This window comes from Sphingopyxis sp. NJF-3, from assembly GCF_053514865.1.
Map to the genome: position 1 here is coordinate 742,341 of NZ_CM130726.1, position 19,642 is coordinate 761,982.

At 68.5% G+C, this 19,642-nt stretch carries 20 protein-coding genes; 16 read left to right on the forward strand and 4 right to left on the reverse strand.

What is annotated here, in order from left to right:
* The first annotated feature begins 81 nt into the window (after positions 1-81).
* The 14 genes from ACOTSS_RS03405 (at position 82) to phhA (ending at position 13,692) form a co-directional block, all read left to right on the forward strand.
* Positions 82-819, forward strand: coding sequence for an outer membrane protein assembly factor BamD (locus ACOTSS_RS03405; protein ID WP_448691283.1), 738 nt, complete (start codon positions 82-84; stop codon positions 817-819).
* A 47-nt stretch (positions 820-866) separates the two neighbouring features.
* Positions 867-2,534, forward strand: coding sequence for a DNA repair protein RecN (gene recN, locus ACOTSS_RS03410; RefSeq protein ID WP_448690135.1), 1,668 nt, complete (start codon positions 867-869; stop codon positions 2,532-2,534).
* Positions 2,531-2,896, forward strand: a complete 366-nt coding sequence (locus tag ACOTSS_RS03415; protein ID WP_448690136.1) for a hypothetical protein — start codon at positions 2,531-2,533, stop codon at positions 2,894-2,896. The genes recN and ACOTSS_RS03415 overlap by 4 nt, the downstream gene beginning before the upstream one ends.
* On the forward strand, positions 2,893-3,582 hold the full coding sequence (locus ACOTSS_RS03420) for a GNAT family N-acetyltransferase (protein ID WP_448690137.1): 690 nt from the start codon (positions 2,893-2,895) through the stop codon (positions 3,580-3,582). Before ACOTSS_RS03415 ends, ACOTSS_RS03420 begins: the two co-directional genes overlap by 4 nt.
* Positions 3,579-3,974 carry a putative quinol monooxygenase gene (locus ACOTSS_RS03425; RefSeq protein ID WP_448690138.1) on the forward strand — a complete coding sequence of 132 codons (396 nt, stop codon included), beginning with the start codon at positions 3,579-3,581 and terminating at the stop codon, positions 3,972-3,974. The genes ACOTSS_RS03420 and ACOTSS_RS03425 overlap by 4 nt, the downstream gene beginning before the upstream one ends.
* Entirely contained in the window at positions 3,971-6,115 is a 2,145-nt protein-coding gene (gene ligA / locus ACOTSS_RS03430; RefSeq protein ID WP_448690139.1) for an NAD-dependent DNA ligase LigA, read from the forward strand. The genes ACOTSS_RS03425 and ligA overlap by 4 nt, the downstream gene beginning before the upstream one ends.
* A 111-nt stretch (positions 6,116-6,226) precedes the next feature.
* Complete coding sequence (locus tag ACOTSS_RS03435; RefSeq protein WP_448690140.1) at positions 6,227-7,396, forward strand: sterol desaturase family protein; 1,170 nt, start codon at positions 6,227-6,229, stop codon at positions 7,394-7,396.
* 60 nt (positions 7,397-7,456) lie between these two features.
* Positions 7,457-7,858, forward strand: coding sequence for a hypothetical protein (locus tag ACOTSS_RS03440; protein ID WP_448690141.1), 402 nt, complete (start codon positions 7,457-7,459; stop codon positions 7,856-7,858).
* Positions 7,859-7,928: 70 nt separating this feature from the next.
* Positions 7,929-9,926, forward strand: coding sequence for a TonB-dependent receptor family protein (locus ACOTSS_RS03445; RefSeq protein WP_448690142.1), 1,998 nt, complete (start codon positions 7,929-7,931; stop codon positions 9,924-9,926).
* 98 nt (positions 9,927-10,024) lie between these two features.
* Positions 10,025-10,690, forward strand: coding sequence for a Crp/Fnr family transcriptional regulator (locus ACOTSS_RS03450; protein ID WP_448690143.1), 666 nt, complete (start codon positions 10,025-10,027; stop codon positions 10,688-10,690).
* Between the two features lie 6 nt (positions 10,691-10,696).
* On the forward strand, positions 10,697-11,461 hold the full coding sequence (modA, locus tag ACOTSS_RS03455) for a molybdate ABC transporter substrate-binding protein (RefSeq protein WP_448690144.1): 765 nt from the start codon (positions 10,697-10,699) through the stop codon (positions 11,459-11,461).
* A complete protein-coding gene (modB, locus tag ACOTSS_RS03460; protein ID WP_448690145.1) occupies positions 11,461-12,156 on the forward strand; it encodes a molybdate ABC transporter permease subunit in 696 nt (231 codons plus the stop codon). The genes modA and modB overlap by 1 nt, the downstream gene beginning before the upstream one ends.
* Complete coding sequence (locus ACOTSS_RS03465; RefSeq protein ID WP_448690146.1) at positions 12,146-12,766, forward strand: ATP-binding cassette domain-containing protein; 621 nt, start codon at positions 12,146-12,148, stop codon at positions 12,764-12,766. Before modB ends, ACOTSS_RS03465 begins: the two co-directional genes overlap by 11 nt.
* A 50-nt stretch (positions 12,767-12,816) precedes the next feature.
* Positions 12,817-13,692, forward strand: a complete 876-nt coding sequence (gene phhA, locus ACOTSS_RS03470; protein WP_448690147.1) for a phenylalanine 4-monooxygenase — start codon at positions 12,817-12,819, stop codon at positions 13,690-13,692.
* Positions 13,693-13,794: 102 nt separating this feature from the next.
* Here the strand turns inward: phhA and ACOTSS_RS03475 are convergent, their stop codons facing one another.
* The 4 genes from ACOTSS_RS03475 to ACOTSS_RS03490 all read right to left on the reverse strand — a co-directional run bounded on the left by ACOTSS_RS03475 (position 13,795) and on the right by ACOTSS_RS03490 (position 18,067).
* The gene (locus tag ACOTSS_RS03475) at positions 13,795-14,766 is read right to left on the reverse strand and encodes a 50S ribosomal protein L11 methyltransferase (RefSeq protein WP_448690148.1); all 972 of its coding nucleotides are present in this window, start codon (positions 14,764-14,766) and stop codon (positions 13,795-13,797) included.
* The gene (bla, locus tag ACOTSS_RS03480) at positions 14,763-15,818 is read right to left on the reverse strand and encodes a subclass B3 metallo-beta-lactamase (protein WP_448690149.1); all 1,056 of its coding nucleotides are present in this window, start codon (positions 15,816-15,818) and stop codon (positions 14,763-14,765) included. Before bla ends, ACOTSS_RS03475 begins: the two co-directional genes overlap by 4 nt.
* Positions 15,808-16,500 (reverse strand): SDR family NAD(P)-dependent oxidoreductase, encoded by a 693-nt coding sequence (locus ACOTSS_RS03485; RefSeq protein ID WP_448690150.1) that lies wholly within the window; start codon positions 16,498-16,500, stop codon positions 15,808-15,810. The genes bla and ACOTSS_RS03485 overlap by 11 nt, the downstream gene beginning before the upstream one ends.
* A 217-nt stretch (positions 16,501-16,717) precedes the next feature.
* On the reverse strand, positions 16,718-18,067 hold the full coding sequence (locus ACOTSS_RS03490; protein WP_448690151.1) for a methyl-accepting chemotaxis protein: 1,350 nt from the start codon (positions 18,065-18,067) through the stop codon (positions 16,718-16,720).
* Positions 18,068-18,277: 210 nt separating this feature from the next.
* On the opposite strand from ACOTSS_RS03490, the gene ald reads away from it, so the two are divergent.
* Both ald and ACOTSS_RS03500 read left to right on the forward strand, forming a co-directional pair.
* Positions 18,278-19,393, forward strand: a complete 1,116-nt coding sequence (ald, locus tag ACOTSS_RS03495; protein ID WP_448690152.1) for an alanine dehydrogenase — start codon at positions 18,278-18,280, stop codon at positions 19,391-19,393.
* A gap of 21 nt (positions 19,394-19,414) precedes the next feature.
* Complete coding sequence (locus ACOTSS_RS03500; RefSeq protein ID WP_095387601.1) at positions 19,415-19,642, forward strand: hypothetical protein; 228 nt, start codon at positions 19,415-19,417, stop codon at positions 19,640-19,642.

Consider the following 19,642-nt stretch of genomic DNA (forward strand, 5'->3'; position numbering starts at 1 on the left):
CCGCGCTGTGGCTATACCGCGCGCATGACTCATCCCGTTTCTTCGCGCGCCGCCGTGCGCCTGCTCGCCGCCGCTCTCGTGATGACGCCCATGCTGGCGGCTTGCGCCGGGGGAGGCGGGGTAAAGAAGGACACGCGCTATGTCGCGCGCGACGTCAGCACGCTCTATCGCGCGGCGCAGGACCGGCTCGACCGTAACCAGTACAAGCTCGCCGCCGCGCTGTTCGACGAGGTCGAGCGCCAGCATCCCTATTCGCCCTGGGCGCGCCGCGCGCAGCTGATGAGCGCCTTTTCCTATTATATGGACCGCGAATATACGCCGTCGATCGAGGCGTCGCAGCGGTTTCTGGCGATCCATCCGGGCAACAAGGATGCGCCCTACGCCTATTATCTGATCGCGCTCAGCTACTATGAGCAGATCAGTGACGTGACCCGCGACCAGAAGATCACCCAGCAGGCGCAGGCCGCGCTCGGCGAGGTGATCCGCCGCTATCCCGACACGCGCTACGCCGCCGACGCGCGGGTCAAGATGGACCTGGTGCGCGACCATCTCGCGGGCAAGGAGATGGAGATCGGCCGCTTCTATCAGCGCAGCTCGAACTGGCTCGCCGCCTCGCTCCGTTTCCGCGAGGTGACCGAGAAATATCAGACCACCAGCCACACGCCCGAGGCGCTCTATCGCCTGACCGAATGCTATCTCGCGCTCGGCATCCCCGCCGAGGCGAAGAAGGCGGCCGCCGTCCTCGGCGCCAACTATCCGGGCAGCAAATGGTACAAGCGCTCCTTCGACCTGATGCGGAAATACGCACCGCAGGCCTGACGCATCGCGCGATAGATTCGCATTTTGTTCTGCGATAAGAGCGGGTCATGCTGACGGCGCTCTCCATCGCCAATATCGTGCTGATCGAACGGCTCGACCTCGATTTCGAGGCCGGGCTCGGTGTGCTCACGGGTGAGACGGGGGCGGGTAAGTCGATTCTGCTCGACGCACTGGGCCTCGCGCTCGGGATGCGCGCCGATACCGGGCTGGTGCGGCAGGGCGCCGACAAGGCGCAGGTGACCGCGAGCTTCGCGCCGCCGGCGCCGGGAACCGCGCTTGCCGGTCTGCTCGCCGACAACGACATCGCGCTCGAAGCCGGCGAGCCGCTGCTGATCCGCCGCACGCTGAGGGCCGACGGCGGCAGCCGCGCTTTCCTGAACGACCAGCCCTGCTCGGCGGCGCTGCTGCGCGAGATCGGCGGCCATCTGGTCGAAATCCACGGCCAGCACGACGACCGCGGCCTGCTCGCGCCCGCGGGGCACCGCGCGCTGCTCGACGCCTACGCGCGCGCCGACGCCGGCGCGGTGGCCGAGGCCCACGCCGCATGGCGCGCCGCCGAGGCGAAGCTCGCGGCGGCGCAGGCGGCGGTGAGCGAGGCGGAGCGCGATCGCGAATGGCTCGAACATTGCGTCGCCGAACTGCACGCGCTCGCCCCGCAGCCGGGCGAGGAAGCCGAGCTGGCCGAAGCACGCGCCGCGATGCAGAAGGGCGAGAAGATCGCGGGCGATCTCGCGATGATCCTCGAAGCCTTCGATGGCAGCGCCGGCGGCCCGGCGCTTCTGCGCGGCGCGGCGCGGCGGCTGGACCGGCTCGCGGGCGACCATGCGCTGCTCGCCGAGGCGCTCGCCAGCCTCGACCGTGCGATCATCGACGCCGACGAGGCCGAGACGAAGCTGCACGAAGCGGCGCGCGCGATGGAATATGATCCGGAGCGTCTGGAGGCGGCCGAGACGCGTCTGTTCGAACTGCGCGCGATGGCGCGCAAGCACAACGTCCAGCCCGACGAACTCGCCGAGCTGACGGGTGACCTCGCGGCGCGGCTCGACGCGATCGAGGGCGGCAGCGCGGGGCTCGCGAAGCTGGAGGCGGCGGTCGCCGAGACCGTGGCGGCCTATACCCACGCGGCGACCGCGCTCTCCGATCAGCGGGCCAGGGCGGCGGCGCGGCTCGATGCCGCGGTGGCGAGCGAACTCGCGCCGCTCAAGCTCGACGCCGCGCGATTCCAGACGCTCGTCGAACGGCTGCCCGCCGAGCGCTGGGGGGCGGACGGGATCGACCGCGTCGAATATCTGATTTCGACCAACCCCGGCGCGCCCTTCGCCCCCCTCGCCAAGATCGCGAGCGGCGGCGAGCTGTCGCGCTTTATCCTCGCGCTCAAGGTCGCGCTCGCCGAAGAGGGCGGCGCCGACACGATCATCTTCGACGAGATCGATCGCGGCGTCGGCGGCGCGGTCGCGAGCGCGATCGGCGAACGGCTCGCGCGGCTGGCGGGCGCGGGCAAGCAATTGCTCGCGGTCACACACAGCCCGCAGGTCGCGGCCAAGGGCGCGGCGCACTTCGTCATCGCCAAATCGAGCGAGGGAACGGTCACCCGCACCGGTGTCCGCGCCCTCGACCCCGCCGGTCGCCGCGAGGAAATCGCGCGGATGCTCTCCGGCGCCGAGGTGACGGCCGAAGCGCGCGCGCAGGCGGAACGGTTGCTGGAGGTGGTGTGATAGCCAAACCGACGATCACCCTCTGGCGTCCGGTAGGGCCCGAAGAACTGGCGCTGATTCGCGAAAGCGGGATGCGCGCGTTTCCGCCGCGCTTGCCCGAGCAGCCGATCTTCTATCCGGTGACGACTGAGGATTATGCGATCAAGATCGCGCGCGATTGGAATGTTCGCGCGAGCGGCAGCGGTTATGTGACGCGCTTTGAAGTGCTGAAATCCTATCTCGATGGCTATCGGATCGAGACGGCGGGCGGCCGCGCGCATCAGGAATATTGGATTCCCGCCGAGGACCTCGACAATTTCAACGCCGCGATCGTTGGCGAAATCGCCGTGACGCGCGAATATCATCCCGAAGGCGAGGAATGACTGCGCCCCACCCCCTCGACCGTCCAGTCTGGAGCATGCTTACCGGGCGGCAGGCGCATCTGGCCGACGGGGACCGCCGGGCGGCGGTGCGGATCGATCGGGGCTATGGACCGTTCGGCGCCGCCGCGGATCGGAGCGCCGAGGCGCAGGCGGCGCTCGCGGCGCTCGTGCCGGACGGCGGCGAGCTATGGATCGTCGAGGGCGATCCGTGGCCGGTTCCGCCCGGCGCGCGCGAGGTGAAGCGCGCGGTGCTCGCGCAGATGATCGCCGAGGGGGCGCCGCCGGCAGCGCGGGATAGCGAGCCGCCGATGCTATCGCTGTCCGATGCCGATGCGGCCGAGATGGCGGCGCTCGCCGAGCATGCGCAGCCCGGACCATGGGGCGCGACGACGCATCGCTACGGTCCCTTCTTCGGGATTCGCGAGAATGGGCGGCTGCTCGCGATGGCGGGGCAGCGCATGTTGATGCCCGGCATGGCCGAGGTCAGCGGGGTTGCCACGTGGGAGGACTGTCGCGGTCGCGGCTATGCCCGCGCACTGATCGGCCATGTCATGCGCGCGATGGTGGCACGCGGCGAACAGCCGTTCCTGCACAGCTATGCCGACAATGCCGGCGCCATCGCGCTCTATGAATCGCTCGGCTTTCGCATCCGGCGGCAGGTGCATGTGCTGGTGATCGCGCGGTGATCGACCGGCGCACGCACCTTGCCGCGCTGGCCGCCTTCGCGGCGATGTTGCCCGTGCGGTCCTTGCGGGCCTTGGAGACGATCATGGAAGAAGACCATCCGCAATATGGCCTGATCGGCCAGATGATCGCGCAGCCGGGGCAGCGCGCCGCCCTCGCCGCGATCCTGACCGAGGGCACCGATACGATGCCGGGCAATTTCGCCTATCTGGTCGGCGAGGACGCCGAAAACCCCGACGCGCTGTGGATCGTCGAGCTGTGGGCCGACAAGGCGGCGCACGCGGCGTCGCTGCAATTGCCCGCGGTGCAGGCGGCGATCGCGAAGGGGCGGCCGCTGATTGCGGGATTTGGGTCTCGCGCCGAGTTCAAGCCGGTGGCAAAAGCCGGCGCATGAAAGATGTCGAATCGCTGACCGAGGCCGAAGCCGCCAACGAACTGATGCGGCTCGCGAAGGCGATCGCGCACCACAACAAGCTCTATCACGCCGAGGATTCGCCGGAGATCAGCGACGCCGATTACGACGCGCTCGTCCGGCGCAACAATGCGATCGAGGCTGCCTTCCCGCACCTGATCCGCGCCGACAGCCCGAACCGGCTCGTCGGCGCCGCGGTCGAAGCGTCGCCGCTCGCCAAGGTTGCGCACCGGCAGCGGATGATGAGCCTCGACAACGCCTTCGCGGACGAAGATGTCGCGGAGTTCGTGGCGCGGGTGCGGCGCTTCCTCAATCTGAACGGGGACGAGGCGGTTGCATTGACCGCCGAGGACAAGATCGACGGCCTGTCCTGCTCGCTGCGCTACGAGAAGGGCGAGCTGGTGCAGGCCGCGACGCGCGGCGACGGGACGGTGGGCGAGGACGTCACGCCGAACGTGCGTACGATCGCCGATATTCCGCAGACGCTGAAGGGTGATGCCCCCGACATCTTCGAGATTCGCGGCGAGGTCTATATGGCCAAGGCCGATTTCGCCGCGCTCAACGAACGGCTGCTCGCCGAGGCCGAAGACCCCGAAAAGGCGCGCCAGTTCGCCAACCCGCGCAACGCCGCGGCGGGCTCGCTGCGCCAGAAGGACGCGAGCATCACCGCGTCGCGCCCGCTGCGCTTCCTTGCGCACGGCTGGGGCGAGGTCAGCGACGTGCCCGAGGCGACGCAGTTCGCGATGATGAAGCGCATCGAGGGCTGGGGCGTTCCCGTGTCGCCGCTGCTGGAACGCTTCGAGAGCATCGAGGCGGTGCTCGACCATTATCGCGCGATCGAGGCCGAGCGCGCCGACATGCCCTATGATATCGACGGCGTCGTCTACAAGGTCGACCGGCTCGACTGGCAGGCGCGGCTGGGCTTCGTCGCCAAGGCGCCGCGCTGGGCCATCGCGCATAAATTCCCCGCCGAGCGTGCGCAGACGACGCTGGAGGCCATCGACATCCAGGTCGGCCGCACCGGCAAGCTGACCCCGGTGGGGCGGCTCACCCCCGTCACCGTCGGCGGGGTGGTGGTGTCGAACGTCACGCTGCACAACCGCGACGAGATCGGCCGCCTCGGCGTGCGGCCCGGCGACCGTGTCGTCGTCCAGCGCGCGGGCGATGTCATCCCGCAGGTGGTCGAGAATCTGACGCGCGACGAGGCGCGGGCGGACTATGCCTTTCCCGACCATTGCCCGGTGTGCGGCAGCGAGGCGGTCGCCGAGGAAGGCGAGGTCGACGTGCGCTGCACCGGCGGCCTCATCTGCAACGCCCAGAAGTTCGAGCGGCTCCGGCATTTCGTCAGCCGCGGTGCGCTCGATATCGAGGGGCTGGGCGAGAAGAGCATCGCGGAGTTTCTGGAATTGGGCTGGCTCGACAAGGGGCCAGCCGATATCTTCCGGCTGAAGGATCATCGCGATGAACTGCTTGGCCGCGAGGGGTGGAAGGACAAGTCGGTCGACAATCTGTTCGCCGCGATCGAGGCGAAGCGCCAGCCTGACGCGGCGCGGCTGCTCTTCGGGCTCGGTATCCGCCATGTCGGCGCGGTCACCGCGCGCGACCTGATGAAAGGGCTGGGCGAGCTGTCGCGGCTCCCCGAAAAGGCCGCCGAGATCCATGGCTATCTCGACGCCAATCCGCAGGCCGAGGGCGAATCCGACGGCAAATATCTCGCGCGCAAGGTCGAGACGATCAAGTCGATCCTCGAAGTCCGCGCCGACGGCATCGGCGTCGCGGTGGGCGAGGCGCTCGGCGATTTCTTCCACGAACCGCACAATCGCGCGCTGTGGGACGACCTGCTCTCCGAGGTCGCGCCGCCGCCCTATGTGGTCGAGACGCGCGACAGCGAGGTGTCGGGCCAGACAGTCGTCTTCACCGGCAAGCTCGAGACGATGAGCCGCGACGAGGCGAAGGCGCAGGCCGAAAAGCTCGGCGCCAAGGCCGCGGGTTCGGTGAGCGCGAAGACCGACCTCGTCGTCGCGGGCCCCGGCGCGGGGTCGAAGCTCAAGCAGGCGGCTGCGCTGGGAATCAAGGTGATCGACGAGGCGGAGTGGGCGAAGATCGTGGAGGCGGCGGGTTAGCGCTTTGATCAGTATTTTTCGTCACCCCGGACTTGATCCGGGGTCGATCACAGCTTGGCGAGAATGGATGCCGGATCAAGCCCGGCATGACGAGAGTTGGGGGCGGAGAGAATGGCCAGACGCGACTATCTGAACACGCTCATGCGCGATCTCGAATCGCATACCGAAGTGCGGCGTTTCGGCAGCGGCTGGCTGTCGGGCTTCTTTGGGCTGCTCTTCGCGATCACCGGCTTCTTTCTGGTCATCGCGCTGCGCTTTCCCGACTGGTTCGCGACCCCCGAACTCGAAATCGTCAAGAACTGGACCGGCTTTCGCGGCTTCGTCCACCTGACCCTGCTCGTCAGCTACGGCCTTGCGCTGCTCAGCCTCTTGCTACGCCCCCGGAAAGTGCTCGGGCTGACCGCGCTGATGATCGGGCTCGCCGCGGCGCTGCTCGGCGGCGCCAATGTCCAGCCCGCCGAAACGCGCGACTGGGGCATTTTCTTCGGGCTCGACTTCTTCATCGTCAATCTGCTCGTCACCGGCTTCATGTTCGCGCCCTTGGAGCGCGCCTTCCCGCATCGCCGCGCGCAACGCCTGTTCCGTACCGAATGGCGCGAGGATCTCTTCTATTATCTGGTCAGCACGATGTTCGTGCAGATACTGAGCTTCCTCGCGCTCGCGCCGCAGGCCTTCGTCAACGACCATACGTCGAGCTGGGCCGCGTTCCGCGCCGGGGTCGCGTCGCTGCCGTGGTTCGTCCAGTTCGCCATCGTCCTCGTCGCGTCGGATTTCGTGCAATATTGGTTCCACCGCAGCTTCCACAAATTCCCTTTCCTGTGGGGATTCCACGCGATCCACCACAGCGCGAAATCGATGGACTGGCTCGCGGGGTCGCGGATGCACTTCGTCGAGATCATCCTCCTGCGCTCGATCACCTCGCTGCCGCTGTTCACGCTCGGTTTCGCGCCCTCGGTGATGCAGGCCTATATCGGCTTCGTCTATGTCTGGTCGTCGCTGCTCCACGCCAATGTCGGGGGCAGCTTCAACCGGCTCGGCCACTGGCTTGCTACCCCGCGCTTCCACCACTGGCACCACGGGCTCGAACGCGAGGCGTTCGACGTCAATTTCGCGATCCACTTTCCCTGGCTCGACAAGATCTTCGGCACCTTCCATTTGCCCAAGGACCGCTGGCCCCGGAATTACGGCATCCCCGAAGATGTGCCGAAGGCCTATTGGGGCCAGTTCCTGTATCCGTGGACGCGCACCGGCAAGAAGACCGACGAGGCGGCGGCGGAATAAGGGGTGCGTGGACATTATGTCCGCTTGCGCTGCCGCGCCCCGCGCCATAAGGCCCGCGTCGTGGGCATCCTCGCCGCCTTTCGCCGTCCCGGCATCCTGCTCCTGCTGCCCGTGCTGTTCGCGCTCGCGGCGCGCATGCTCGTCGCGCCGGGGTGGATGATCGAAACCGACAGCGGCGGGTCGATCACCGTCCGCGTCTGTTCGGACCCGGCGAACCCGGGCGCGACGCTGACGATCGCGCTCGAGAGGGATGGCGAGAAGGCCGGCGATCATGACGCCGCGCAGGACCAGCATTGCCCGTGGGGCGCGCTCGCGGTCGCGCCGATCGTCCCCGACACCCCCGCGCTGCCTGAGGCCCTCGCAAGGGCCGCGCCGGTCCCTGCCGCGATTCCCGCGCTCGGCTATGCGCCGGGCATCGCCTCGCCGCTTCCGCCGAGCACCGGACCACCCGTCTTCGCCTGAATCAGCCTGACCGGCCGGACGCGCGCTCGCGCGCGCCGGCCCATGCCTGTCTTCAAGCGAAGGATTATCGATGCAAAGCCCTGTTACCCGCGCGGCGCCCTTGCTGGCGTTCGCCATCACGTTCGTTCCCACTCTTGCCCACGCCGAAACGGCCGAAGCCGACCAGACCATCATCGTTACCGCCCGCGCCGACACCGACGCTGCGGAAGAGCACGCGGCGAAGACCCCCGGCGGCGCCGATGTGGTCAGCCACGAAGATTATGCCGACAAATCGATCGTCAGCCTGCGCGACACGCTCGCCTTCTCGCCCGGCGTCTATCTCCAGCCGCGCTTCGGGCAGGAGGTGCGAATCTCGATCCGCGGTTCGGGCCTGTCGCGCGGCTACCACATGCGCGGGCTGACGCTGCTTCAGGACGGGGTGCCGATCAACCTCGCCGATGATAATGGCGATTTTCAGGAGCTGGAGCCGATCTTCTTCGACCATCTCGAGGTCTACCGCGGCGCCAATGCGTTGCGCTTCGGATCGGGTACCTTGGGCGGGGCGATCAACGGGGTGACCCCGAGCGGGCGCACCGCCGGAGGCCTGTATCTGCGCAGCGATGTCGGCAGCTTCGACAGTTTTCGCGGCCTCGTTTCAGCCGGCATCGCGGGCGAGGGGGTCGATGCGTGGGGCGCGGTGAGCGCCGACACATCGGACGGGGACCGCGACCATGCGCGGCGGCGCAGCCTGCGTTTCCACGGCAATGTGGGGCTAAGGCTCACCGACCGGATCACGACACGCCTCTACGCGAGCTACAATAATATCGACCAGGAGCTGCCCGGCGCGCTGACCCGCGAGGAGGCGCTGACCGCCCCGCGCAAGGCCAATGCCGCCAGCGTCGCGGGCGACCAAGCGCGCGATATCGAATCGCTGCGGCTTCAGAACCGCACGAGCGTGGATTTCGGTGCCGCGCAGTTCGACGTCGGCGTCTTCGTCAACGCCAAGACGCTGCACCATCCGATCTATCAGCTGATCGACCAGAAGAGCGTCGATCGCGGCGGCTTCTTCCGTCTCGATTATGCCACCGGTCCAGTCGAGGCGACCCTCGGCGGCGAGTTGCGCGTCGGCGACGTCCATTCGCGGCGCTTCGTCAATGTGGCGGGACGGTGCGGCGCGAAGACCTTCGACGCGCAGCAGGATGCGCGTACCGCGACGCTCTATGGCGAGGTGCGGCTGAAGCCGGTCGAAACCCTCTCGCTGATCGCCGGCGGCATCTACGCCGACGGCATGCGGCGCCAGCGCGAGGCGTTCAGCAACGGCCCGGTCGACAATGAAGGCCGCGCCGACTTCGACGCCTTCTCGCCCAAGTTCGGCGTGCTGTTCGAGCCTGTGCCGGGGATGCAATTTTACGGCAACTACAGCCGCTCGGTCGAATTTCCGGGCTTCATCGAACTGGCGCAGGTCTCGGCGTTCGTCCCGCTCGATCCGCAGCGCGCGTGGACCGCGGAAATCGGCACGCGCGGGCGGGCCGGGATGCTGAGCTGGGACCTCTCGCTCTACCGCGCCGACATCAAGGGCGAACTGCTGCAATATGTGGTCAGCGCCGACATCCCGGCGTCGACCTTCAACGCCGGCAGGACGCGGCACGAGGGGATAGAGGCCGCGCTGGAAATCGCCCCGACCGGCTGGCTCCGGCTGCGGCAGGTCTACACCTACAGCGACTTCCGCTTCCGCGGCGACGCCGTCTATGGCGACAACCGCCTGCCGGTCGTCCCGCGCCACGTCTATCGCGCCGAGCTGCGCCTCGGCACCGACGCGCTGCACGTCGCGCCCACGGTCGAGTGGGTGCCGCAGGGGCCCTTCGCCGATTACCGGAACCGCGTCCGCACCCCCGGCTATGCGCTGCTTGGCGTCACCGCCGGCGCGCGCGTGGGCGAGGGGATCGACGCCTTTCTCGACGTCCGCAACATCACGGGCAAAAGGGCGATCGGCGATATCAGCGCCGCGATCGACGTCACCGACACATCGGCGATCTATTATCCGGTCGAGCGCCGCGCGGTATCCGCCGGCCTCCGCGCACGCTTTTGAGGGATATGCGGCCCGGCGTTGCCTTTGGGCGATGCGGGGCCGCGCTTTCCCGCCGCAGCTTGCCTTTTGCCGCCGGCTGCCGCAATTTCCCGAGCGGAATGCAAAGAAGTTATCACTTCGCGCTCGCCGAACGAACTGGGCTTTCGCGTGCCGAGCGTGAGCGGCTCGCCGCGATGGCGCCGATGCGCAGTCTCGCCGACGGCCAGTTCGTGCAGCATCAGGGCGATCCGGGCGACGCCTTCTGGGTGGTGTGCGAAGGGAATGTCCTCGCCGGGCGCCATGCCGAGGACGGGCGCTTCACCGCCTTTGCCGTGCTGGGCCCTGGCGACATCTTCGGCGAGCTCGCCTTCTTCACCGGCGTGCCGCGTCAGGCCGACGCGATTGCCAGCGGCCCGGCGCGGTTGATCGCGATCGACCGGCCGCTGCTGCGCCGATTGATGGCCGACGACATCGGCTGGGCCGAACTGCTCCTCCGCAGCCTGTCGCGCCAGCTCGCGGTCACGCTCGACATCATCGACGCCCAGCGGCGGCTGCCGACCGCCGACCGGCTCGCGCGGTTGCTCGCCGCGATGGCGGCCGACGCGCCCGACCGCTGCACAGTGCGCGCGACGCAGCAGCAGCTCGCCGACCTGCTCGGCGTCTCGCGCGTCACCCTGGGCGCCGCGTTGCGCGATCTGACCGCGCGCGGGCTGGTCGAAACGGGCTATGGTCGGATTCGCATCACCGCGTTGCTTTCGCGGAGCGGCGGCGCTCGTTATAGCTAGGACGATATGGTGCTCCTTCGGACTCTTTGCCTGTTTCTCGCCGCGCTGCTGCTCGCGCCCGCCGCGAGCGCCGCCGAGCGCGGGCCGCTGGTGCTCGCCGCGGCGAGCCTCCAGGAATCGCTGACCGAAGCGGCCGATGCTTGGGCGGCGCAGGGACATGCCCGGCCGGTGCTGTCCTTTGCCGCCTCGTCGGCGCTGGCGCGGCAGATCATGGCGGGGGCGCCCGCCGATCTCTTCCTGTCGGCCGATGAGCCATGGATGGACGCGGTTCAGAAGGCGGGGTTGCTGCGCGGCGGAACCCGCACGACCTTGCTCGGCAACCGGCTGGTGCTGATCGCGCCGGCAGGGAGCAAGGTCCGGCTGACGCCGGCGCGCGGCTTTCCGATCGCCCGGACGCTCGGCGGCGGGCGGCTCGCGGTCGCCGATCCCGACGCGGTGCCGGCGGGCAAATATGCGAAGGCGGCGCTGACGTCGCTCGGCGTCTGGCGCGGGGTCGCGGGGCGGCTCGCCCCGGCCGAGAATGTCCGCGCCGCGATGGCGCTCGTCGAACGCGGCGCCGCGCCGCTCGGTATCGTTTACGCGACCGACGCGAAAGCCTCGCGCGCGGTTCGCGTCGTCGGTACCTTTCCCGCGTCGAGCCATCCGCCGATCCGATATCCGGTCGCAGTGCTGAAGGCTTCGCGGCACAAGGATGCTGCGGCCTTCCGCGCCTTCCTGCTGTCGCGGCAGGCGCGCGCGATATTCGCGCGGCACGGCTTCTCGGCGCCCTGATGCTCTCACCCGAGGAATGGAGCATCGTCGCGCTGTCGCTGAAGGTGGGCGGCATCGCGGTGCTCGCGACGCTGCCGCTCGCCTTCGCGCTCGCCTGGGCGCTCGCACGCTACCGCTTTCCGGGCCGCGTGCTGCTCGACGGCCTTGTCCACCTGCCGCTCGTCCTGCCCCCCGTCGTCACCGGCTGGTTGCTGCTGCTCGCCTTCGGGCCGCTCGGGCCTTTCGGGCGCTGGCTCGAAAGCTGGTTCGGGGTGAGCGTGATGTTCCGCTGGACCGGCGCTGCGCTCGCGGCGGCGATCATGGCGCTGCCGCTGATGGTGCGCGCGATGCGGCTGTCGATCGAGGCGATCGACCGGCGGTTCGAGGGTGCGGCGCGCACACTGGGGGCAAGCCGCTGGCATGCCTTCTGGACGATCAGCCTGCCGCTGGCATTTCCGGGCGTGCTCGCGGCGCTGGTGCTCGGCTTCGCGCGCTCGATCGGCGAATTCGGCGCGACGATCACCTTCGTGTCGAACATCCCGGGCGAGACGCGGACGCTGCCGCTCGCCATCTATTCGGCGCTCCAGATCCCGGGTGCCGAGGCGATGGTGACGCGGCTCGCGCTGTTCTCGGTCGCACTGTCGCTCGGCGCGCTGATCCTCTCCGAATGGCTCGTCCGCCGCACCCATGCCGAAAGGCAGCGGCATGGCGATTGATATCGATGTCGAAAAGCGCCGCGGCGAGCGGGTCATCGCGGCGCGCTTCACCGCCGGGTCGGGGCTGACCGCTCTCTTCGGTCCCTCGGGCGTCGGCAAGACGAGCCTGTTGGCCATGGTCGCGGGGCTGCTGCGGCCCGATCGCGGACATATCCGCATCGGCACCCGCACGCTTTTCGGCGACGGTATCGACCTGCCGCCCGAGGCGCGGCGGATCGGCTATGTCTTTCAGGACGGCCGCCTCTTTCCGCACCGGCGGGTGCGCGCCAACCTGCTTTACGGGCACCAGCTCGCGGCGCCGGCCGACCGCTGGATGGGCCTCGACGAGGCCGCCGCCTTCCTCGGCATCGGGCATCTGCTCGATCGCTGGCCGCGCAGCCTGTCGGGCGGCGAGGCGCAGCGCGTCGCGATCGGCCGCGCTTTGCTCGCCGGGCCCGAAATCCTGCTGATGGACGAACCGCTCTCGTCGCTCGACGCGGCGCGGCGCGGCGACATCATGGCGGTGATCGAGCGCATCCGCGACGAGCTGAAACTGCCGATCCTCTATGTCAGCCACGACCGCGCTGAGGTCGACCGGCTGGCGACCGAGGTGATCGCGCTCGATGGGTGAGGTCGACTTAAAGTTTCACTTGAAACCAGTTTTATGATAGCCCGTTGCGCATGAAGAATCCCGACACCCATGTCCATGACACGCCGCCACCGGGCGCCGCGTCCGACTGGACGATATCGCAGGATTGGGAGGCGTTCACCGCCGACGAGCATGCGATGTGGGACCGCCTCTTCGCGCGCCAGTCGGCGATGCTGCCGGGCCGCGCGTCGGAGGCCTTTCTGCGCGGCATCGACGTGCTGCGGCTCGAAAAGCCGGGCATCCCCGACTATCGCGATCTCAACGCGCGGCTGACGGCGGCGACGGGGTGGCGGGTGGTCGCGGTGCCGGGGCTGGTTCCCGACGACGTCTTCTTCGACCATCTCGCGAACCGGCGCTTTCCGGCGGGCAATTTCATCCGCACCCCCGAACAGCTCGACTATCTGCAGGAACCCGACGTCTTTCACGACGTCTTCGGCCATGTCCCGATGCTCGCCGACCCGGTGTTCGGCGACTATATGCAGGCCTATGGCGAAGGCGGCCTGCGCAGCCTGAAGTTCGACGCGCTGAAACAGCTCGCGCGGCTCTATTGGTACACGGTCGAATTCGGCCTGATCCGCGAGGGCGCCGCGCTTCGCATTTACGGTGCGGGGATCGTCTCCTCCTACGCCGAAAGCGTTTTCGCGCTCGATTCGGACAGCCCGAACCGCATCGGCTTCGACCTCGCCCGCGTGATGCGCACCGACTATCGGATCGATGATTTCCAGCAGAATTATTTCGTCATCGACAGCCTCGACCAGCTCCTCGACGTGACGGTGAACACCGATTTCGCGCCGCTCTATGCGGCCAACGCCGCGCTGCCGCCCATCCCGATCGCCGACATATTGGGCGACGATCAGGTGATTACGCGCGGCACGCAGGATTATGCGCTGGGCAAGCAAAACGTCTAAATCCGTTCGTGTCGAGCGAAGTCGAGACACCCATCGGGGTAGCGCTGTGCAGATGGGTGTCTCGACTTCGCTCGACACGAACGGGAATAAGACGTCTGCCGGCTACCAGCTCCCGAACGTCGCGTCCGACGGGTTCGCGCGGTGCAGCGCGCGCTCCTTGCGCCGCCAACCATAGCGCCGCCGCTTGACCAGCAGCAGGCACGGCCACTCGGCGCTTCCTCCGCGCGCGGCGAGCCGGAATCCCTGCGCGCGATAGGCGGCGAGAACCGGCTCCATCTGCCGCGCGATCAGGCCCGCGAGGATCGCATGGCCGCCGGGCGCGGTCGCGGCGGCGATGTCGGGGGCGAGGGTGATCAACGGACCGGCCAGGATGTTCGCGACGACCAGATCATAGGGCGCGCGGTGGCGGATTGCGGGATGATCGGTTCCCGGCGCGACCGCGAGCGCGAGCCGGCCGCCGCCGCGACCGAGCGCGACGCCGTTGATCGCGGCATTGTCGCGCGTCACGAGGATGCTCGCGGGGTCGATGTCCGACGCGATCGCCCGCGCGCGCGGCCACAGCGCCAGCGCGGCGAAGGCGAGCAGTCCGGTGCCGGTGCCGATATCGGCGATATTGCGCGGCGCCGCGCCGGCCCGCGCGATCCGGTCGAGCATCGACAGGCACCCTGCGGTCGTGTCGTGCCCGCCGGTGCCGAAGGCCTGGCTCGCGTCGATCAGGAAGGGCACGACGCCCGGCGGCACGCGGTCGGCATGGCTGCTCGTGTGGACGAAGAAACGGCCGGCCTGAACGGGTTCGAGTCCCTGCTGGCTCAGCGTTACCCAATCCTCCTCGGGCAGCTCCTCGACCGTGGGCGCGGCGCCCTTCGCGCTCGGCACCAGCGCGCGCAGCATTTCGATGAGCGCGGCGCTCGGCGGCGCTTCGACATAGGCGTCGAGCTGCCAGCGCGCGGCCGCTTCGTCGATCTCACGCGTCACCACCACCGGCGCATCGGGCAGCGCGTCGAGCGCGGGCACCTCGCCCGACAGAGCCTCGGCCTCGTCGCGGGTGCAGGGGAGCGAGACGAGCCAGCTCATGGTTTGCCCGCGGCTTCCTTTGCCAGCCGATCGTCGAGCCGTTTCGCGGCCTCGGCGGCATAGGCGCGGCAACCGCCCGGGTCGGCGAGGGGGGCATCGCCCGCGAGGCGCGCGAACAGGTCGCTCGCGCCCGGATGCGGGGTGATCAATATGTCGCAGGGCAGCGCCGGCACCTTCGCGAAGGTCGCGCGCATCATCGTGACATAATCGGGATGATCGGTGAAGCGATAATCGTCGCCCGACACCGCGCTCAGGCTGTCGACATAGGCGATGGTGCGGCAGTCGCCGCCCTCGCACGACCGCCACGTCCAGCTCGTGCTCCCCGGCGTGTGGCCGGGCGTCGCATGGAGCGTCAGGTCGAGGCCGGGAATCGGCAGCGCCTCGCCGTCGCGGAGCTCGCCCGCGATGGTCACGCCGCGGAAGGGCGGGATCGCGCCGCGCTGCGGGTCGCGCGCTTCGGGCTCGCCGCTCGTCAGCGTGGCGACCGCTTCATGGCGCGCATGGATTTTCGCACCGGTCGCGTCCTGCAGCGCCCTGAGCCCGCCGACATGGTCGAGATGCTCGTGGCTCGCGAGCAGGGTGTGCACCTGTTTCGGATCGAACCCCAGCGCGCGGATGTTGGCGAGGATCGCGGGCGCGGCTTCCTCGGTCGCCGCGTCGATCAGCACGAGCCCGCCCGGCGCGTCGATCAGCACCGCCGAAATGCCGCAGGTGCCGACATAATAGCTGTTGCCGAAGATCTTCGCGGGCGGCGCGGGGTCGCTCCAGCCGTCGCGGCCTTCGCACGCGGCGGCAAGCGCCTGGCCTGTGGGCGCGGCGGGTGCGGAAGCGGGCGCTTCGGCCTGCGACGCGCAGCCTGCGAGCAGCAGCGCGGCGAACAGGATCGAACGGCGAGCCCTCAGCGACCGCGTCCCCGAGCGAAGACGAGGGGCTTTGCCGAGCGAAGTCGAGGTCGCGACGGTGCGGGTTCTCGCTGCGCTCGAACGGGCCCCTCGACTTCGCTCGGGGATGTGGATCGATTCGGAGTTGCTGCAATTGGTCCTAGCGGACATAGCTGGCTCCATTCACGTCGAGCACCGCGCCGGTCATCGAGGGCGGCGCGGCGAGGGCGCACCAGCGCGCCATCTCGGCGATCTCATCGGGCATTGCGACCCGTCCGAGCGGAATGTCGGCGAGTAGCTTTTCGCCGCCGCGGCTGCTCAGATACTCTTCGGCCATGCCGGTCATGGTGAAGCCGGGACAGATGGCAAAGGCGAGGATATTGTCGCGGGCATAGGCGCGCGCGATCGTCTTGGTCATCGCGACCATCCCCGCCTTCGACGCGGCATAATGCCAGTGTTCGGGGCTGTCGCCGCGGTGCGCGGCGCGGCTCGCGATATTGATGATCCGCCCGCCGTGCTCGCCTTGCCGCCAGTGCCGCACCGCAAGGCGGCAGAGCTGCGCGCTTGCGGTCAGATTGATGTCGATCGTGCGGTTCCAGCCGGCAAGCCAGTCGGCATCGCTTTTGTCGATCGGATTGGCCTCGAACACTCCGGCATTGTTGATCAGCACGTCGACGCGGCCGTCGAGGCGATCGAGGCTTTCGGTCCATAGCCGCGGCGGCATGTCGGGGTCGGCCAGGTCGCCATCGGCGCTGGAAAGCGCGACGACCCGGTGATCGGGGGATGTCAGCGCATCAGCAATCGCGGCGCCGATGCCGCGGCTGGCGCCGGTGATCAGGATATGGATGCTCATGGCCTTCGCGTTTAGCGGGGCCTCCCTCATAATCAAACACCGCATCCCCGAGCGAAGACGAGGAGCCCGTTCGAGCGGAGCGAGAACAGCGACCTAGCAGCCTCGACTTCGCTCGGCATGGCCCCTCGTCTTCGGCCAAAGGCCGAAGTTTATCCTGAGCGCCCGCCAGGGCAGACGAAGGGCTCGGGGATGCGGCAGTATATTTATGCTTTCGGGCTTAGGCCACCCGGCGGCTGAACTCGCTCGCTGCCTGTTCGAGCGACTGGAGCCGCTCGCCCATCTTGGCGAATTTCTCGCTCAGCACGCTGATCTCGCCCGCGACCATTCCCGAATCGTTGCGGATGCTGGCGATCGTCGACGACATCGAATCGGCGGCGAGCGCGGTCTCGTCGACCGCGGCGGTGATCGAGGTGACCGTCTGCGCCTGCGCGTCCATCGCGTCGCGGATGCGCTCGGCCGATTGCTGGACCTCGACGATCGTCGCCTGGATCGACTGGTTGGCGCTCACCGACCCCTTGGTCGCCTGCTGGATCGCGGTGATCTTGCCCGCGATATCGTCGGTCGCGCGCGCGGTTTCGTTGGCGAGGCTCTTCACTTCCTGCGCGACGACCGCGAAGCCGCGGCCCGATTCGCCGGCGCGCGCCGCCTCGATCGTGGCGTTGAGGGCGAGGAGGTTGGTCTGTCCCGCGATCTCGCGGATCAGCCCGAGGATCGATTCGATCGATTCGGCGTGGTGCGACAGCGCCTCCGACATGGCGACTGCCTCGCCAGCCTGTTCCGACGCGCGGGTCGCGACGCTCGCCGAGGCTTCGACCTCGCTGCGCGCATCCTCGATCGCGCGGATCAGCCCGGCGGCGGTCGACGCCGCTTCGCGCATCGCGATCGCCGACTGCTCGGACGCCGCGGCGACCTCGCTGGTCTTGGCGATCATGCCCTTGGCCGCGAGATCGGCCGATTCGGCCTGGCTCGCGAGTTGCTGGCGCACCCCGTCGGTGTCCTGCACCAGCGTCGCGATCGAGCGGTCGAAGTCGCCCGCCAGCGCCTGGCGCTCGCTCGAGATCGCGGCGCGCTCCAGCTTTTCGGCATAAGTCTGCATGATGTCCATCTCGAGCAGCGCGAGGCGGTTGATCGCGCTCGTCAACCTGACGATGCGGTCGGTGTCGCCAGCGCAGCCATGGACGACATGCTCGATGGTCAGCCGCTGGCTTTCGCCGAGGCACGACAAGACCGAGGCGAGCGGCACGCCGACGCGCAGCGCCATATGGGTGTTCTGGCAGGCGATCGTCGCCGATTCCTGGCCCGCGGGATCGGAATATTTGACCAGCATGTGCCGGGTGCTGCCGCGCACATAGGCTTCGAGCAGTTCGCCTTCGGCCTTGCGGACATGGGGCAGCGCGTTGAAGGCGGTCCAATAGGCGCGGCCGATCGGCTCTTCGTGGCCCACCACCATCTCGGCGATCTCGCGCGCATCCGCGGCAAGCCGGCCATCGAGGTCGTAATAGGGAAAACGATCGGCCATCAGCACCGGATCGATCTGCTGCTTATGAATCGGATTGTCCTTCACCATGATCCCGTCCCCCGAGGCCAAGTTTTGGATGCGCGGCGTCTGCCGTCCGCCTGCGTCCGCGAAACTGGTGAACGGGATATGCTGCGGAAACGGTAAATTCGCCGTTAACCCGGCAGGGCGAATTTCAGGCGCCGGGCCGGCGATGCGCGCTATACTTCGAGGGCGCGGGGCGGCTATTGGTTGCAGGTGAAACCGGTCGGAGACGAAGTCATGATCATCGGCACCCCCAGGGAAATCAAGAATCACGAATATCGCGTCGGGCTGACCCCCGAAAGCGCGCGCGAACTGGTCGTGCACGGCCACCGCGTGCTGGTCGAGACCGGGGCGGGCGAAGGCATCGGCGCGCACGACCGCACCTATGAGGATGCGGGGGCGGAGATCGTCGCGACCGCCGCCGAGATTTTCGCGACAGCCGAGATGGTGGTGAAGGTGAAGGAGCCGCAGCCGGCCGAGCGCGCGATGCTGCGCCCCGGCCAGATCCTCTACACCTATCTCCACCTCGCCCCGGATCCCGAGCAGACGCGCGACCTGATGGCGTCGGGCGCGGTGTGCATCGCCTATGAGACCGTGACCAGCCCGCACGGCGGCCTGCCGCTCCTCAAGCCGATGAGTCAGGTCGCGGGGCGCATGTCGATCCAGGCCGGCGCGACCGCGCTCGAAAAGGCGCACGGCGGCCGCGGCGTGCTGCTCGGAGGCGTCCCCGGCGTCGCGCCGGGCAAGGTGTGCATCATCGGCGGCGGGGTCGTCGGCTTCAACGCGGCGCAGATGGCGACGGGGCTCGGCGCCGACGTCACCATCCTCGACCGCGACCCCGAGGTGCTCGAACGCGTCGGCACTTTCTTCGAATCGCGGGCGAAGACCCGCTTCTCGAACCGCGCCAATCTCGCCGAATGCGTCGCCGACGCCGATCTCGTCATCGGCGCGGTGCTGATCCCGGGCGCCGAGGCGCCCAAGCTCGTGACCCGCGACATGCTGAAGACGATGCGCCCCGGATCGGTGCTCGTCGACGTCGCGATCGACCAGGGCGGTTGCTTCGAGACGAGCCATGCGACGACGCACGCCGATCCGACCTATGTGGTCGACGGCATCGTCCATTATGCGGTCGCCAACATGCCGGGCGCGGTCGCGCGCACCAGCACCTATGCGCTCAACAACGTCACTTTGCCGCACGCGCTGCGCATCGCCGACCTCGGCTGGAAAGAGGCTTTGCGTCGTGAGGTGCATCTTGCGCAGGGCTTGAACGTTTGGAATGGCAAGGTGACGTTCGAGGCGGTAGCCGAAGCGATCGGAACCGACTATGTGCCCGTCGACCAGGCGCTAAGTTGAGCAAGAAGGTAGAGAAGACACATGACGGACCAAGGCCAGCCGACTCCTCCCCCGAACGAAGACGAGGAAAATGAAGTGCTGCGCGCCGCGCGCGAGCGCCACGAGCAGCAGGAAGCCCTCGAAGCGGCGGAGGCCGAGGCCAAGGGCGGCAAGCGCGGCCGCGGTTGGAAAGCAGCCGCGGGCCTCGGCATCGGATCGGCGGCGGTGATCGCGGCGCTGCTCTACGCGAACCGCGACAAGATCAAGTGA